Raw genomic sequence first — 15,447 nt, 5'->3', positions numbered from 1 at the left:
TTTTAACTTTAGTTAATTCCATTTCCTTCAACGCTAACTTGAATTCTCAGTTAGCGTTTTTTTAAAGTATTCCTCAACATTAGACTCAGCAATAGAGTATACATTTGGTGCGACATAGTCCTTTTGAGAATTATCTAATGATAATTTTGCGCATAGAAGCCAATTCTCACGATCGAGATTGTTTAAGTTAATCAAATTTGAAATCCTTTATTTATAAATTCACGTCTTATCTATAAGCACAAAATATACCTAAAATAAAAAAGCCTCCGAAGAGGCTTTTTTTATAACAGGTTAAAATTAGTCACCTGTATAACCTTTTAATTTTAAACGAGCCGCATGTAGTAATGGCTCAGTATAACCAGAAGGCTGTTCACAACCTTTAAAGATAAGATCTGAAGCCGCTTGGAAAGCAATACTAGTTTCAAAGTTAGCTGCCATTGGTTTATACAATGGATCATTCGCATTTTGTTCATCAACAATTTTTGCCATGCGTTTAAGCACTTCTTCAACTTGTTCACGAGTCACGATACCGTGACGTAACCAGTTGGCAACATGTTGAGAAGAAATACGTAATGTTGCACGGTCTTCCATTAAGCCCACATTGTTAATATCAGGAACTTTTGAACAACCTACACCTAAGTCAACCCAACGAACAACGTAACCTAAAATACCTTGGCAGTTATTTTCAAGTTCGTTATTAATTTCTTCTGCTGACCAGTTTGTATCAGTTGCAAATGGAGGAGTTAACAAGTCATCTAATGACAACATTTCTTCAGCTTTTAACTGATCTTGACGTGCTTTTACATTTACTTGATGGTAATGCATCGCATGAAGTACAGCACCTGTTGGTGATGGAACCCAAGCACATGAAGCACCAGCATTTGGATGAGCAGCTTTAGTTGCCAACATATCTTTCATGCTATCTGGTTTTGGCCACATGCCTTTACCAATTTGAGCTTTACCTTGTAAACCACATTTCAAACCAATTGCAACGTTACGGTTTTCGTAAGCAGCAATCCATTTTTGTGTTTTAACCGCTTCTTTACGAACAACTGGAGCAGCTTCCATAGAAGTATGAATTTCATCACCAGTACGGTCCATGAACCCAGTGTTAATAAAGATTGTGCGATCTTTAGCAGCAGCAATACAGTTTTTCAAGTTTACAGATGTACGGCGTTCTTCATCCATAATACCGATTTTTAAAGACTTCGCTGGTAATCCTAAGGCTTGCTCAGCACGCTCAAATAACTCAACAGCAAAAGCAACTTCTTCAGGACCATGCATTTTTGGTTTAACAATATACATAGACCCTTTACGAGAGTTTTTATTTTCGTTTTCACTACGGATGTCAGCAATTGATAACAATGGCGTTACCAACGCATCCATAATACCTTCGAAAATTTCTTCACCATCAACTAAAATCGCTGGATTCGTCATTAAATGACCTACGTTACGAAGTAACATAAGTGAACGACCATGAAGTTTTGTTGTGCCACCGATCAAATTTTTAATTTCACGGTCTTTATTCAAAGCGCGAACAATTGTTTTACCATTTTTTTCGATAGATTCTTGAAGAGTACCCTTCATCAAACCTAACCAGTTACGATAACCTTCAACTTTTTCTTCTGCATCAACAGCTGCTACAGAGTCTTCAAGATCCTGAATTGTTGTAACCGCAGCTTCAAGTGTTAGATCTTTAACACCCGCTAAATCAGTTTGGCCAATTGGGCTATTCGCATCAATTTCAATAATGACATGTAGGCCATTACTCAAAAGAACAACTTCTGAAGGGTTCGCTTCTTCACCATTGAAACCCACAAACTGAGCTTCATGAGCTAAGCCAGTTTTAGTACCATCTTTTAAAGTCACAACCAGTTTATTCTGCTCGATTGCATATTTAGTTGCATCAGCATGTGAGCCTTGCGCAAGCGGGAAAATTTCATTTAAGAAGTTTTTAGCAAACTCAATAACTTTCGCACCACGTACAGGGTTATATCCTTTTCCTTTTTCTGCACCGCCTTCTTCTGAAATTACATCAAAACCGTAAAGTGCATCATATAAAGAACCCCAACGCGCATTTGCTGCATTTAAACAATAACGTGCATTACGTACAGGCACTACTAATTGTGGCCCTGCTAACAATGCAATTTCTTCATCTACGTTTTCAGTAGTAATTTGGAAGTCTTCAACTTCTGGTAATAAATAACCAATTTCAGTTAAAAATGCTTTGTAAGCACCTAATTCAAATTTATTGTTGCGGTGCCATTCATCAATTTTTGCTTGTAATTCATCACGCTTAGCCAATAATGCTTTATTCTTTGGACTAAGGTCGACAACAACTTGCTCAAAGTTCTTCCAGTAAGTTTCACTATCTAAACCAGAACCTGGTAAAGCTTCATTTTCGATAAAATCGTAAAGTTCTTTAGCAATCGCTAACTTGCCTTTTTGAATACGTGCAGTCATTGTCTTTCCTGAAGTTGCTACTTTTTATACCAAGAGAATCCTAGTATACCGATTTAAATTAAGCTGAATACTAATATCACATTCCTAAATAGTAAGCATTTTCCCTTGCATGCCTATTGACAAAGATAAATTTTTCTATATAGGAAAATATTAAAATTCTAACTAGGATTCCCAACAATTTATTCAATATTTAAAGATACTGAAACTAGACTTTTTGTTAACAGACAAAAAATTTCACTATCTTTTTTTTTCTAAAGCGTATTTAGTTATATCAAACTTTGCACAATGAAAAAGTACTATTTCGCTAAATTTATCTTTTTTTGTTGTAAAAAAAGCGCTCAATTTAGAGCGCTCTTCATATCTGATTTCTTAAGAAGTTTTAGTCGCATCAATATGTCGATGTTCAGAATGCAAATACTCATCTGACTGCATTTCTAATAAACGTGAACGAGTACGCTCAATTTCAAAAGCCAATTTCTCGCCTTGATAGATATCAATAATACTATCTTGAGAGGTTAAAAGTAGTTTCACTCCACGATCATAAAATTCATCGACTAGATAAATAAAACGACGTGTGCCTTCAGACAGGAAGTCTGTTAAGTGAGGAACATTACTGACTAAAACCGTATTATAAATATTGGCAATTTCAATAAAGTCTGCTGGACTACGCGGCTTTAAGCAAAGTTCAGAAAACTCACACCATAAAACATCTTCCGTATGCCCTAGTGTTTCAACAACACGGTTATTGATCACAATCGGTTCATGAGAATTGGTTTGAGTATGAGTTAAAGCAGTATAACGCTCTGATATCCAGCTTTGAGCTTCATTACCTAATGGTGATTTAAACAATTGAGCCTGTTTTAAAACACGTAAACGGTAATCCACCCCTGCATCTACATTTAAAACGACACAGTTCTTTTTAACCATTTCAATTGTAGGAATAAAACGATCACGGTGAATCCCGTTTTTATATAAACCGTCTGGTGCAATGTTTGAAGTTGCAATGAGTGTTACACCACGAACAAATAACTTTTGGAATAAGTCACTCAAAATCATTGCATCAGTTACGTTCGAGACAAAAAACTCATCGAAACAAATAACGACAGCATCTTTATAAATTTGATCAGCTACGATATCGAGTGGATTACGTTGACCCGAAAGTTTATTTAACTCTTTATGAACATGTTGCATAAAGTGATGAAAATGCATACGTGTTTTACGGCGAAATGGTACAGACTCATAAAATTGGTCCATAAGCCAAGTTTTGCCACGTCCTACACCGCCCCACATATATACACCTTTTGGAGAAGTTTGGCGGCGGAAACGACGGAAAGCTTTTTTAGAAGCCTTATAACGATTTAAAAGTTCTTTCCATACACGATCTAATTCTTGCACTGCCTGTGCTTGTGCCTCATCTGCCATAAACTGGCCTGAAGCCAATGCCTCAGCATAGCGCTCTGCTGGGGAAGACGGAGTAAATGCAGTACTATGAGAAGATTTTAAATTTAACATATCATTTTATTTCAATTTTAACTGAAGAGAGTATAGCGAACATTTTGTCCGACCACATTAGCTTTTAGCATCAAGAGTTACACTCAGTAAAACTCTTTTCCATATTGCCGAGGACTCTGTCCAAACCATCTTTTAAATGCATGATTAAAAGCGGCAGGTTCAGAATAACCAAGTGCTTCTGCAATAACTTCTATTGAATACTCTTTATATTCCATAAGTTTAAGCGCCTTATTCTTAATAATCTGTTCACGAATTTGTTTATAACTCGTATTAAGCTGCTGCAATTGATGCCTTAATGTCCTTTCAGGCATTTTCAAAGCAAAAGCGGTTTCCGCCATGCTCGGGATAATTCCTTGTTGTAGCTCTAAATAATCTTGCACATATTGAATAATAGGCGGTATTTGATGATCTTGTTCATTTAATCTTTCTATTTCTTTAATACATTTAGCCTCATAGATACGATGAGTAATAATATCTGCTGAAGGAATTTTTATTTCCAGTACATTCTTACTTAGGCTAAATGCTGCATGTGTAGAATTAAAATGTAGATCATCTCCATAATATGCGTAATATTGAGCAACGGTATCTGGATCAGAGGGTTCCGGAAATGGTAAATCTATACGCATATCAGGCATTTTTAAGCCCATCATGGTATAAATATCCTGAATAAACTTATAAGTGCCCGAAATTTCGCATTGGGCACGGAGTAAACCGATTTCTGTTTTTAAATCGACCGGTAAATAGTTCAAAATGATGTGATTTTCAGTTTCTTGTAAGCTCAAAGTACCAAATAAATGCGTAAGCTTTTGATATTGTATACCTTTTTCTAAGGCTGTTTGTATATCATGGCTGGTCACAAGTAACATGAGTAAAGGGCCATAACCTGCCAATGCGTAATGTTGTCCAATAAATAATCCTTTCTCTGGGTCAACATTCTCACTAATAATTTGCTGTATATCCCATTCCAAACTGTCATGAATTGTTGAGCTTGGGTCCAAGGAATCTACTTTAATACCTATATCTGCCAAACGTGAGTCGACATCAATGCCCGCATTGCGCATTCCTTGAATTAAATAGATTAAACCAAGTGCCGATCGTTTCATTCTTTTATCAATTTCCCTAGACTGAAATGTTTTACTATAAAGAAGTGATAAAATTAATTGCCGAATCTATCAATTTTCACGTCGATACAATCATGTTTAAACTGTTTAAAAAACGTTAGTCTTGCCTGCAATCCTCTTTACCGCATATGCAGGGTTTCCAATGCTAAACGCAAAACAACATGCTATTCAAAAAACTAAAATCGCAATTATTGGTGCTGGATTCGGTGGCCTTGCCATGGCTATTCGTCTGTTACAAAGCCAACAATCAGATTTTTTTATTTTAGAAAAATCTAATGATGTTGGTGGAACTTGGCGTGAAAACCGCTATCCAGGAGCTGCGTGTGATGTTCAATCACATATGTACTCTTTGTCTTTTGCACCTAAAACTGACTGGTCAAAACGTTATGCAGAAGCTCCTGAAATTTTCGATTATATCCAAGATATAACCAATCAATATCAAATTAAAAACTACTGTAAGTTTAACCATGAGGTTACTCATGTACAGTATGATGAAATGCGCCATGTATGGTCACTAGATTTTGCAAACCAACCTTCTCTCGAAGCACAATTTGTAGTTTTTGCATCAGGTCCGCTACATATTCCACAAATCCCTCATATTCAAGGTATTGAAAAGTTCAAGGGTAAAGTTTTTCACTCTTCCCAATGGGAACATGACTACAGTCTAAAAGGTAAATCAGTTGCTTCCATTGGTACTGGTGGTAGTGCAATTCAATATATTCCAGAAATCGCAAAAGACGTTAAGCAATTATATGTATTCCAACGTACAGCAGCTTGGGTTATCCCACGAGATGAGCGTAAATACTCTAATTTGAGCAAAGCTCTATTTAAAAAATCAAACTTATATCGACAAATTCATCGCAGCCGCCTTTATTGGAGTAATGAATCTCGCGTTGTTCCTATAGTTCAGCCGCAAATCATGAAATATGGGCAAAAATTAGCTGAGGCATTTATACGTTTCCAAGTTAAAGATAAAGATTTAGCCAAGAAACTTACACCAGACTTTGTGATGGGCTGTAAACGCATTCTTATTTCAAATAAATACTTCCCTACTTTTAACCGTAAAAATGTTGAATTAGTGACTGAGGGTATTCAAGAAATTAAAGAGAACAGTATTATTACAAAGGATGGAAAAGAAAGACCAATTGACTGTTTAATCTATGGAACTGGTTTTGTTACCGATCCACGTATTTATTTAAAACATTTTACATGTATTGGTCGCAATCAAATTGAATTGAAACAGGCCTGGAAAAATGGTGCAGAAAGTTATTATGGAATTATGACCAAGAATTTTCCTAACCTATTTCAACTGGTCGGGCCAAATACCGTTTTAGGTCATAACTCGATTATATTTATGATTGAGTCACAAGTTAATTATATTTTACAGCTTATTGATCTAGTTAAAAAATCTGGACAGCACGCTATAGAAGTTAAACCGGAAATCCAGGATTCCTTCAATGAAAGAATACAAACACAACTTCAAGGTACTGTATGGCAAGCTGGCGGGTGTAGCAGCTGGTATCAAGCTGCTGATGGAAAAAACTTTTCTTTATGGCCAACTTATACATGGAAATATTGGCTAGACACTCGTAAAGTTAATCCTAAAGATTATTTGTTATTAAATAAATGCTCACAGAGCTATGCAGCATAATATGTTCAATACATAATAGATAGGTTGATAACAATCTATCTATTATTATATGCAGTCCATTAGTCTCATTATTCAAATTTTTCTTGTATTAGCATTTGGTTATTTTCTAGGTCCTAAACTCTCACTAAATATTCGGCATTTTATTTTTAAAATCCTACCTTATTTTTCTTATATTTTACTAACCAGTGTAGCTTTAGAACTAACACTCGCCCTTGATCAAATTGATAATCCTTCTACTATACTTCCACCTGCTCTATTAATTGCATTAACCACTTCTCTTGGTTCTTTTTTTACTTGCTTATTCGCCTATACAATTTTTGATAAAGAAAGTGTTAAAGGGAAAATTTCACTTCAACTTTTTATGAATGCATTAAAAAATATTGCCAAGGCATTTTTAGCTTTAACAATAGGCGTGATTTTAGGAATTCTTCTTACCCAATTACATACCCATATTCCCTTTAATAGTTGGTATTTACTATTACTTTTTATTTTTTTAATCGGAATCGAACTTGCTTTTACTCATTTTAATCGCACATGGTTAAGCTGGAAAATTCTTATTGTACCTTTGGCCGCCTTTATAGGCTCGTGCTTAGCTGGGTTTCTCAACTATTCCTTACTTGGTCATGAGTTTACACTTAATGAAATATTAGCTTTGGGCCAAGGCTATGGTTGGTATTCAATGTCAGGTATTTTATTTACACAGCTACATTCAGCTGAGTTAGGTGGGATTGCCTTGCTCACAGATCTATTTAGAGAGATAGTTGCAATTTTACTCATGTATACCATGGGTTGGCGGTTTCCACGTCCAGCAATTTCAAGTGCTGGCGCTACCTCAATGGATGTAACATTAGCAATGGTAAAACAGTCATGTGGTACACATTATGTACCACATGCCATGATGAGCGGCTTACTCTTAAGTCTACTCGCTCCACTTTTAATTACTGTGTTTTTAAACTTTTAAGCAATTGAAGCAAGAATTGACTTCAACATTTCAGTTGGATTTTCTGCTTTAGTAATCGGACGACCAATAACTAAATGTGTAGACCCATCAAGCATTGCCTGTTTCGGAGTTACAATACGTTTTTGGTCATCTGCATTACTACCTTCAGGACGTATTCCCGGAGTAACTAAAAAGAAATCTTGTCCGATTAACTCACGAAGAATTTTAGCTTCTTGAGCAGAACAAACTACACCATCTAAACCACTTTCTTTAGTAAGTTTCGCCAATCTTTTAACTTGTTCTACAGGTTCAATATCTAACCCGATATCTTTTAAATCTTCACGGCCCATTGAAGTTAAAACTGTTACCGCAATTAATTGTGTTTGATAATTACCTGCTTTTAAACGCTCTACACAGGTTTCCATCATTTTACGGCCACCTGATGCATGTACGTTAACCATCCATACACCTAAGTCTGCGGCAGCACATACAGCTTGAGCCGTCGTATTTGGAATATCATGGAATTTTAAATCTAGGAAAACTTCGAAATTTTCTTCTTGAAGTTTTTTTACAACAGATGGGCCTTCATGAGTAAAAAGCTCTTTACCTACTTTTACGCGACATAAAGTAGGATCAAGTTGTTCAACAATTTTTAAAGCGTCATATTGGCTTTTAGCGTCCAACGCAACAATGATACTCAAGAGACTTTCTTCCATCACATAAAATCAGCGCTATTATAATAGACAAGTCAGCCAGTAATAAAGAAATCTATTGAACCAAGTTCTTAAATGAGGAAATAGTGATTTTAAACTAGAAGGATAATGAGGAATATAGAAGGGAAAATACTACTCTTTATGACTAGATAAAGAGTAGTACCAAAATTATAAAGGAGTAGAATTTTTATCTTGCGGATAAATATCTACAACAGTTTTTTCGTGTCTTACATTTGCAGCTGCTTCTGCTGCAGCCAATTGAGCACTTTGAATTTGTTCTTTTCTCAAATGATCAATATCTTTGCGAAGACGTTTGATTTCCCAGCTTTTTTGGAAAACTCGGAAAACTTGTACACCTAATAAAAGCCCAACTACAATTCCAAGCGCTAAGGTAAGCAACAATAATAAACCTAAACGCATTGCAGGAACTTGAGTAAATAATAAATCAACAGGAAGTTCTGTTGGGTTCTGCAAAACAAGTGCTAAAGAATAGCCAAATACAATAATGAGTAATGCAATTAGAATATAACGCATAGGCACCCCACTTATGAGTTTTATTTATTTTCCAGATTCATTCACTGCATCACGGAGTGCTTTACCTGGTTTAAAATGTGGAACAGCCTTCGCTGCAACATCTACTGACTTACCTGTTTTAGGGTTACGACCAACTCTAGGTTCACGGTGGTGTAATGCAAAGCTACCAAAACCACGGATTTCAATACGATTGTCAGACGAAAGAGCTTCGATCATTTGGTCAATCATAATCTTAACCGCTTCTTCCACTAATGGTTCAGCCAAGTGTGGATTTTTTAGCGCAATGCGTTCAATCAAATCAGACTTATTAAGAGCTTCAGTAGTCATCTACGACCTCGTTATTTATTACTACTCTAAGTCGTTTGATAATAACCTGTTTAAATACAAAACGGTAGCGCAGTATGTTGAATACTACGCTACCGTTTACAGTAATTTGTATAAAAAGTACAATTTCGTTACATGAAACTGTACTTTGTTAACTTATTACTTCATTTGTGCCTTGATCAAGTCACCAATAGTCTTAGGACCATTGTCTTGAGAAGCTGATGCTGTACGCAAGTTAGCAACTGCTTCTTTCTCTTCAGCTTCGTCTTTCGCTTTGATAGACAAGTTGATAGAGCGAGATTTACGGTCAACGTTGATGATTTTCGCTTCAACTTCTTGACCAACTTCCAAGAATTTAGTTGCGTCTTCAACGCGGTCACGGTTGATTTCAGAAGCTTTAAGAGTAGCTTCTACTTCGTCAGCTAACTTAACAGTTGCGCCACGAGCATCAACTGCAGTTACAGTACCTTTAACTAAAGCACCACGTTCGTTAGCAGCTAAGAAATCATTGAACGGATCGCTGTTCAATTGCTTGATACCAAGGCTGATACGGTTACCTTCAGCGTCTACAGACAAGATAACTGCTTCAACAGTGTCACCTTTCTTGTAACGACGGATAGCTTCTTCGCCTTGTTCGTTCCAAGAAATATCAGACAAGTGAACTAGACCGTCGATACCGCCATTTAAACCAATGAAGATACCAAAATCAGTGATAGACTTGATTGTACCTGAAACTTTTTCGCCTTTCTCATGAGACTTAGCAAACTCTTCCCATGGGTTAGCACGAGTTTGTTTGATACCAAGGCTGATACGACGACGTTCTTCGTCAACTTCAAGAACCATAACGTCAACTTCGTCACCGATCTGAACAACTTTAGATGGGTGGATGTTTTTGTTAGTGTGGTCCATTTCAGAAACGTGTACTAAACCTTCAACGCCTTCAGCGATTTCAGCGAAACAACCGTAGTCAGTTAAGTTAGTAACACGTGCTTTAACGATAGAACCTTTAGGGTAACGGCTCATGATCGCTAACCATGGATCTTCGCCTAATTGTTTAAGGCCTAAAGATACGCGGTTACGTTCACGGTCAAACTTAAGTACTTTAACAGTAACTTCTTGACCAACTTCAACAACTTCTGAAGGGTGCTTGATACGCTTCCAAGCCATATCTGTGATATGAAGAAGACCATCAATACCGCCAAGATCAACGAATGCACCGTAATCAGTAAGGTTTTTGATAGTACCTGTAACTGTTTGACCTTCTTCAAGTTGAGCAAGTAATGCTTCACGGTCAGCAGAAGATTCAGCTTCCATAACAGCACGACGAGATACAACAACGTTGTTACGTTTAGCATCAAGCTTGATTACTTTAAACTCTAACTCTTTACCTTCAAGGTGAGTTGTGTCACGGATAGGACGAGTGTCAACTAATGAGCCTGGTAAGAACGCACGAACAGGACCGATGTCAACAGTGAAACCGCCTTTAACTTTACCAGAGATAACACCAGTAACGATTTCGCCATCTTCAAAGATTTTTTCAAGTTTAGTCCAAGTTTCAGCACGTTTAGCTTTTTCACGTGATAAAACTGTTTGACCCATACCGTTGTCAAGAGCTTCAACAACTACGTCAACAGTATCGCCAACCTGAACTTCAAGTTCACGTTGTTCATTTAAAAATTCAGCACGGTCAACAATGCCTTCAGATTTAAGGCCAGTGTCAACAGTAACCCAGTCACTATCGATGTTTACAACAACACCTTGGATGACTGCACCCTTTTCAACGTTGAGGTTTAATTCACTTTCTTCAAAGAGGGCTGCAAAAGATTCGGTCATGATATACCTGATAAAGTCAGCGGTCTTGGATCAGACAAGGCCGGTTTAGTTAAGTATCAACATAGTCTTTATAGACTGATCAAGCTATGCGTCAACTGATAATCTTAGTTGCTAACAGTACGGCTATTGACGTAATCAACCATCAACTTAAATACTTGATCGATCGTTAATTCCGAACTATCAATAATATAAGCATCTGCGGCTGGCTTGAGAGGAGCTACTTCTCGCTCCATGTCTCTTTTGTCACGCGCTTGTATATTAGCTAAAATGTCGTTTATTTTAGCATCTAGCCCCATACCCTGCAACTGTTTTACTCTTCGCTCAGCACGCGACTCAGCTGAAGCAGTCAAATAAATTTTAGCATTAGCTTCCGGGAAAATTGATGTTGCCATATCTCGGCCATCTGCAACTAATCCCGGAGTTTGTGCAAATGCTCTTTGGCGCTCAAAAAGTGCTTGTCTGAGCTCTGGTATTGCTGCAACTTTAGATGCATATTCTCCAACTCGCTCTGTACGGATAGTTTGGGTTACATCTTCCCCATCGAGGAAAACTAATGTTCCCTCTGCCGAGGTTTCAAACTTAATATTAAGCTGACGAGCATAGTTAACACACTCATCTAAATGGCTATCTAATTTTTCCAATAAATCATGTTTATGTAATGACAACCCTAACAAACGATATAAGGCACCCGAATCAAGTAAATGAAATTGATAATACGCAGCAAGTTTCGCCGCTAATGTTCCTTTACCCGAACCACTCGGACCATCAATAGTAATAATTTGAACTGTCATTGAACTCTCACGAAGAAGCAAATGCTTTAGCTAATCTCGAAAAGCCTAGTGTAATCGCTAGTTTTAGCTGTGCAAGAATTAATTTACTTACAACAGGAGCTTTTGCGGTTAATTCGATACGATACGTAACCAAAGTAATATAAGGAGTAATTTCTGAGAACTCGATTCGACCTAAATGGTGTTTCACTAGAGGATTATCAATCAGTTTATATTCAATACGTTTGTTTTCTTCGAGATGCGTGATTTCTTCTTTAAGTGGTTTAATCACGCCAAACCCCATACGACGAACAGAACCCACTCCATCAGGTCTTTCAGGATCTGCCGAATCTTTAACACGCACAACTTGTAGTGGAGCAAATGCAGTGTTGTAAGCTGCATGTTTAGAAAGCAGGTTAAAGACATCACTAAGAGGAGCATTAAATTCTTTTTGTATAGTAATTACATTACGCATGAAAGTTCCTTATTTAAATAAATCATGTCAATGAAACGGCGTTAGTGTGCCATAACCTCATGACATTTTTTAATCATTTAAGGACGTTTTTTTGTTGTTTCTCTTGTTTCTTTTGTTCACGTCTTTGCTTAAAAAAAAGACTTAACTGTTGAGCACATTTTTCATGTAAACATCCATGCTCAAAAGTAAATTTATGGTTGTAATAACCATTTTCTAATAATTGACGTGCACTCACGAGTGAGCCAGCTTTAGGTTCTGTTGTTCCAAATACGACATGTTTAATTCTTGCATGTACTAATGCTCCCACACACATTGTGCACGGCTCAAGCGTAACGTACAAAGTCGCATCTTCAGGTAAACGATAATTTTTCAATGACTCACAAGCCGCACGAATAGCTTGAATTTCTGCATGAGCCGTAGGATCAGATAAACCAATTGGAGCATTAAAACCAGCTCCAATTAACTTGTTTTGACTCACGATTACAGCTCCTACAGGAATTTCCCCCTGCTTGGCTGCTAATTCAGCTTGCTCGTAAGCAAGCTGCATCCAATACTCATCACTAAATTTAGACATTATTGATTATGACACTACACCATATTGTCTAAGTAATGCATTCCAGCTATCAATCGTCGTGATCGGTGGATCATCGGCCAAAATACCTCGTAATGTAAGGTCTTCACATGCTTTCCATTCTGGCGATAAATCTTTATCGACTAAACGAGCACGTACGCCTTCCACAAAGTCAGGATGGCGAATTTTCCATTCAGAGATTTGCGCTTCTAAATCAAAAACTTCATCCCAAGAATGAACTTGTTTACCCCATTGCCATAACAACCAAGTAATTGCTGCTGTACTAGGCGAACCCTTTTGTAAGTTTTCACTCGCTTGACGCAACCAGTCACTGCTTGCATCTCGCAAGCTGACGATCGCTTGATAGTCTTGTTCAAAGCTTGAACCACGGCAAACACTATGTATAACGTCTAACGAATTTTGTAATGGCCCTGCTGCAACCGGTCGATGCAAACTATTTAAAGTATCATCGATCGCACGGAAATCACCTGCCGGATAGTGAGCCCAATTAATATTGAGTACTTTCTGTAGAACATTATCACGTTGTGCTTCACAAATATGCGTCGCCCAACCAATACTATATGCCCCAGCAGCCGTCATAATAGAACCTGTCAAACCAGTAAATAATCCAATTTGTCCACGGTCAGCAAGGAAACGGCTTGCTCCAACATCAGGGTATAAACCAATATTAATTTCAGGCATAGCCAAACGTGAATATGGTGTGACCAAACGGAAAGGTGCCGCCATAAACAAGCCTAAACCACCACCCATTACATAGCCTTCGCCCCAAACAACAACCGGTTTAGCATAGTTATGTAACAATAAATCCAAAGCATATTCTTGCTGGAAAAATTTATTTGCGGTTTCTACTTCCTGATTAATTACCAACTGACGTAATTTGCGTACATCTCCACCCGCACAAAATGCTTTTGGTGTAGTCGAGTCCAACCAAATTGCTTTTACTTGCTCATCATCACGGAAGTCTTCAAATACTCGTAATAGAGCCGTTACGATTGATTCATCTAAAGCGTGTAATGATTTAGGTCGATTCAAACGTACGATACGCCAACCATTTTTCGCTTCTTCAACTACCAAATCCGGATGATAGCTATTTACATTGGGAGAGTTCATCATGCGTCCAATTGCCAGTCTATGGGCTCAATGCCATGTTGTTTCAAATATTGATTTGTTTTGGAAAACACTTTACATCCAAAGAAACCACCACGATTAGCCGCAAGTGGCGATGGATGTGCAGCAGTTAAAACCAAGTGTTTTTCTCTATTTATACGTTGTCCTTTACGTTGTGCATAAGCACCCCATAAAATAAAAACAATGTGTTCACGTTGTTCATTTAAAACATCAATTACTGCGTCAGTAAACTCTTCCCAACCTTGTTTTTGATGTGATGTGGGTTGCCCTGCTTCTACAGTAAGTACACTGTTTAATAAAAGTACGCCTTGCTCAGCCCATTTGGTTAAATCACCATGACGAGAAACCGGCACACCTAAATCTGTATGTAGTTCATGAAAAATATTACGTAAAGATGGTGGTAATGCAACCCCTCTTTGAACCGAGAAACTTAAGCCATTTGCCTGATTTGGACCATGATATGGATCTTGCCCTAATATAACGACTTTCACATGATTTAATGGCGTAATATTTAAAGCATTAAATATTTGTTTACTTGGTGGATATATGGTTTTTTGAGCCTGTTTTTGTTGAAACAAAAAGTCTCTTAAACTATCCATATAAGGACTCAGTAAAAATGGAGTTAATGATCTTTTCCAGCTTTCTTCTAATTGAACTTTACTGAGTTTGTCTTGCTGTTGCTCAGTTAATTGCATTAATGTCATCCTAGATCAATTTTCATTTCTACAAACAAAAGGAAGTTAACTTACACTTCTACTTGTAAGTTAACATGCGGATTATGAAACTTAATCCCTTGTTTTAAATTTTCATACATATTTGGATCAGCCCATTCGGATTGGACTTGTTCTGAAAAAATAATTCCCTCAAGGTTTAACAGCCCCATTTGTTCATTTTGAATATCTTCAAGAAAACTTTGGGCATAACCTGTATCGGTTTCATGAACAATCACTGAATAGACTTCAACATCACCTTCCCCATTTTGGGTAACAGTAGATTGTAATACTTGCTGAGCTAAATAGAAAAAGATTCGAGAAAATTGCTCAGCAGATGGCGAAACTGGTAAAGAGATCCAACGCGCGCTAAAAGTCTTACAAGCATCAATATATTGAGGATCATCTTTTTCCCAGAAACAAATCGCATGATCAAAGCTATCGAAAAGGTCCTTAATTACGCCTTTTAACAGCCCAAAATCATATACCATTTGTCCATGATCTAATTTCGAAGCTTTAAGTAATAACTCGACTTTATAACTATGCCCATGAATGGATCGCTTACAACGATCCGATGTACAGTTACGTACAACGTGTGCATTTTCAAACTTAAATAACTTACGAATTAACATGTGCCAAATCGATCATTCCTTCTAAGAACATTATTATAAAGCAAAAGATAAA

14 protein-coding genes and 2 pseudogenes are annotated in these 15,447 nt (G+C 37.2%); 2 read left to right on the top strand and 14 right to left on the bottom strand.

What is annotated here, in order from left to right:
- Positions 1 to 63 precede the first annotated feature (63 nt).
- The 4 genes and pseudogenes from G9371_RS03485 to G9371_RS03470 form a co-directional block, all read right to left on the bottom strand.
- Positions 64 to 195: pseudogene (locus G9371_RS03485) on the bottom strand (GNAT family N-acetyltransferase); the annotation flags it as partial.
- A 102-nt stretch (positions 196 to 297) separates the two neighbouring features.
- On the bottom strand, positions 298 to 2,463 hold the full coding sequence (locus G9371_RS03480) for a malate synthase G (protein ID WP_029424373.1): 2,166 nt from the start codon (positions 2,461 to 2,463) through the stop codon (positions 298 to 300).
- Positions 2,464 to 2,832: 369 nt separating this feature from the next.
- Positions 2,833 to 3,975 (bottom strand): cell division protein ZapE, encoded by a 1,143-nt coding sequence (zapE, locus tag G9371_RS03475; protein ID WP_000933387.1) that lies wholly within the window; start codon positions 3,973 to 3,975, stop codon positions 2,833 to 2,835.
- A gap of 83 nt (positions 3,976 to 4,058) precedes the next feature.
- Complete coding sequence (locus G9371_RS03470) at positions 4,059 to 5,078, bottom strand: helix-turn-helix domain-containing protein (RefSeq protein WP_000830352.1); 1,020 nt, start codon at positions 5,076 to 5,078, stop codon at positions 4,059 to 4,061.
- Between the two features lie 121 nt (positions 5,079 to 5,199).
- Here G9371_RS03470 and G9371_RS03465 point away from each other — a divergent pair, with 121 nt between their 5' ends.
- Positions 5,200 to 6,747, top strand: coding sequence for a flavin-containing monooxygenase (locus G9371_RS03465; protein WP_086221533.1), 1,548 nt, complete (start codon positions 5,200 to 5,202; stop codon positions 6,745 to 6,747).
- Between the two features lie 49 nt (positions 6,748 to 6,796).
- Positions 6,797 to 7,708, top strand: a complete 912-nt coding sequence (locus G9371_RS03460; RefSeq protein ID WP_001190745.1) for a lysine exporter LysO family protein — start codon at positions 6,797 to 6,799, stop codon at positions 7,706 to 7,708.
- On the opposite strand, the gene pyrF is transcribed toward G9371_RS03460, so the two are convergent.
- From pyrF to G9371_RS03410, 10 genes and pseudogenes are all read right to left on the bottom strand, one after another.
- On the bottom strand, positions 7,705 to 8,403 hold the full coding sequence (gene pyrF, locus G9371_RS03455) for an orotidine-5'-phosphate decarboxylase (RefSeq protein ID WP_029424375.1): 699 nt from the start codon (positions 8,401 to 8,403) through the stop codon (positions 7,705 to 7,707). The genes G9371_RS03460 and pyrF overlap by 4 nt on opposite strands.
- Before the next feature lie 165 nt (positions 8,404 to 8,568).
- Positions 8,569 to 8,934 (bottom strand): lipopolysaccharide assembly protein LapA domain-containing protein, encoded by a 366-nt coding sequence (locus G9371_RS03450; RefSeq protein ID WP_001269278.1) that lies wholly within the window; start codon positions 8,932 to 8,934, stop codon positions 8,569 to 8,571.
- Positions 8,935 to 8,958: 24 nt separating this feature from the next.
- Positions 8,959 to 9,261 carry an integration host factor subunit beta gene (locus G9371_RS03445; RefSeq protein WP_000205997.1) on the bottom strand — a complete coding sequence of 101 codons (303 nt, stop codon included), beginning with the start codon at positions 9,259 to 9,261 and terminating at the stop codon, positions 8,959 to 8,961.
- Positions 9,262 to 9,417: 156 nt separating this feature from the next.
- A complete protein-coding gene (gene rpsA, locus G9371_RS03440; protein WP_000140309.1) occupies positions 9,418 to 11,091 on the bottom strand; it encodes a 30S ribosomal protein S1 in 1,674 nt (557 codons plus the stop codon).
- Between the two features lie 104 nt (positions 11,092 to 11,195).
- Entirely contained in the window at positions 11,196 to 11,882 is a 687-nt protein-coding gene (cmk, locus tag G9371_RS03435) for a (d)CMP kinase (protein WP_000218018.1), read from the bottom strand.
- A 7-nt stretch (positions 11,883 to 11,889) separates the two neighbouring features.
- Positions 11,890 to 12,333, bottom strand: a complete 444-nt coding sequence (locus G9371_RS03430) for an SRPBCC family protein (RefSeq protein WP_001246675.1) — start codon at positions 12,331 to 12,333, stop codon at positions 11,890 to 11,892.
- A 69-nt stretch (positions 12,334 to 12,402) separates the two neighbouring features.
- Positions 12,403 to 12,907: pseudogene (tadA, locus tag G9371_RS03425) on the bottom strand (tRNA adenosine(34) deaminase TadA).
- A gap of 6 nt (positions 12,908 to 12,913) precedes the next feature.
- Positions 12,914 to 14,038, bottom strand: a complete 1,125-nt coding sequence (locus tag G9371_RS03420; protein WP_001983908.1) for an enoyl-CoA hydratase/isomerase family protein — start codon at positions 14,036 to 14,038, stop codon at positions 12,914 to 12,916.
- Positions 14,035 to 14,748 (bottom strand): uracil-DNA glycosylase, encoded by a 714-nt coding sequence (ung, locus tag G9371_RS03415; RefSeq protein WP_029424376.1) that lies wholly within the window; start codon positions 14,746 to 14,748, stop codon positions 14,035 to 14,037. Before ung ends, G9371_RS03420 begins: the two co-directional genes overlap by 4 nt.
- 50 nt (positions 14,749 to 14,798) lie before the next feature.
- Positions 14,799 to 15,395, bottom strand: coding sequence for a 6-pyruvoyl trahydropterin synthase family protein (locus tag G9371_RS03410; protein ID WP_000908453.1), 597 nt, complete (start codon positions 15,393 to 15,395; stop codon positions 14,799 to 14,801).
- Positions 15,396 to 15,447: the final 52 nt, after the last annotated feature.

Origin of the sequence: Acinetobacter sp. EKM10A, from assembly GCF_011075215.1 — a bacterium.
Taxonomy (GTDB): Bacteria; Pseudomonadota; Gammaproteobacteria; order Pseudomonadales; family Moraxellaceae; genus Acinetobacter; species Acinetobacter baumannii.
Note: the sequence above shows the minus strand (reverse complement) of the source record. Positions and strands in the feature narration are given on the sequence as shown.

Coding starts and splice junctions, on each gene's coding strand:
- ung (WP_029424376.1), bottom strand. CDS start 14,748: ATGCAATTAACTGAGCAACAGCAAGACAAACTCAGTAAAGTTCAATTA.
- rpsA (WP_000140309.1), bottom strand. CDS start 11,091: ATGACCGAATCTTTTGCAGCCCTCTTTGAAGAAAGTGAATTAAACCTC.
- G9371_RS03410 (WP_000908453.1), bottom strand. CDS start 15,395: ATGTTAATTCGTAAGTTATTTAAGTTTGAAAATGCACACGTTGTACGT.
- G9371_RS03460 (WP_001190745.1), top strand. CDS start 6,797: ATGCAGTCCATTAGTCTCATTATTCAAATTTTTCTTGTATTAGCATTT.
- G9371_RS03450 (WP_001269278.1), bottom strand. CDS start 8,934: ATGCGTTATATTCTAATTGCATTACTCATTATTGTATTTGGCTATTCT.
- cmk (WP_000218018.1), bottom strand. CDS start 11,882: ATGACAGTTCAAATTATTACTATTGATGGTCCGAGTGGTTCGGGTAAA.
- G9371_RS03470 (WP_000830352.1), bottom strand. CDS start 5,078: ATGAAACGATCGGCACTTGGTTTAATCTATTTAATTCAAGGAATGCGC.
- G9371_RS03430 (WP_001246675.1), bottom strand. CDS start 12,333: ATGCGTAATGTAATTACTATACAAAAAGAATTTAATGCTCCTCTTAGT.
- G9371_RS03420 (WP_001983908.1), bottom strand. CDS start 14,038: ATGATGAACTCTCCCAATGTAAATAGCTATCATCCGGATTTGGTAGTT.
- zapE (WP_000933387.1), bottom strand. CDS start 3,975: ATGTTAAATTTAAAATCTTCTCATAGTACTGCATTTACTCCGTCTTCC.
- pyrF (WP_029424375.1), bottom strand. CDS start 8,403: ATGGAAGAAAGTCTCTTGAGTATCATTGTTGCGTTGGACGCTAAAAGC.
- G9371_RS03480 (WP_029424373.1), bottom strand. CDS start 2,463: ATGACTGCACGTATTCAAAAAGGCAAGTTAGCGATTGCTAAAGAACTT.
- G9371_RS03445 (WP_000205997.1), bottom strand. CDS start 9,261: ATGACTACTGAAGCTCTTAATAAGTCTGATTTGATTGAACGCATTGCG.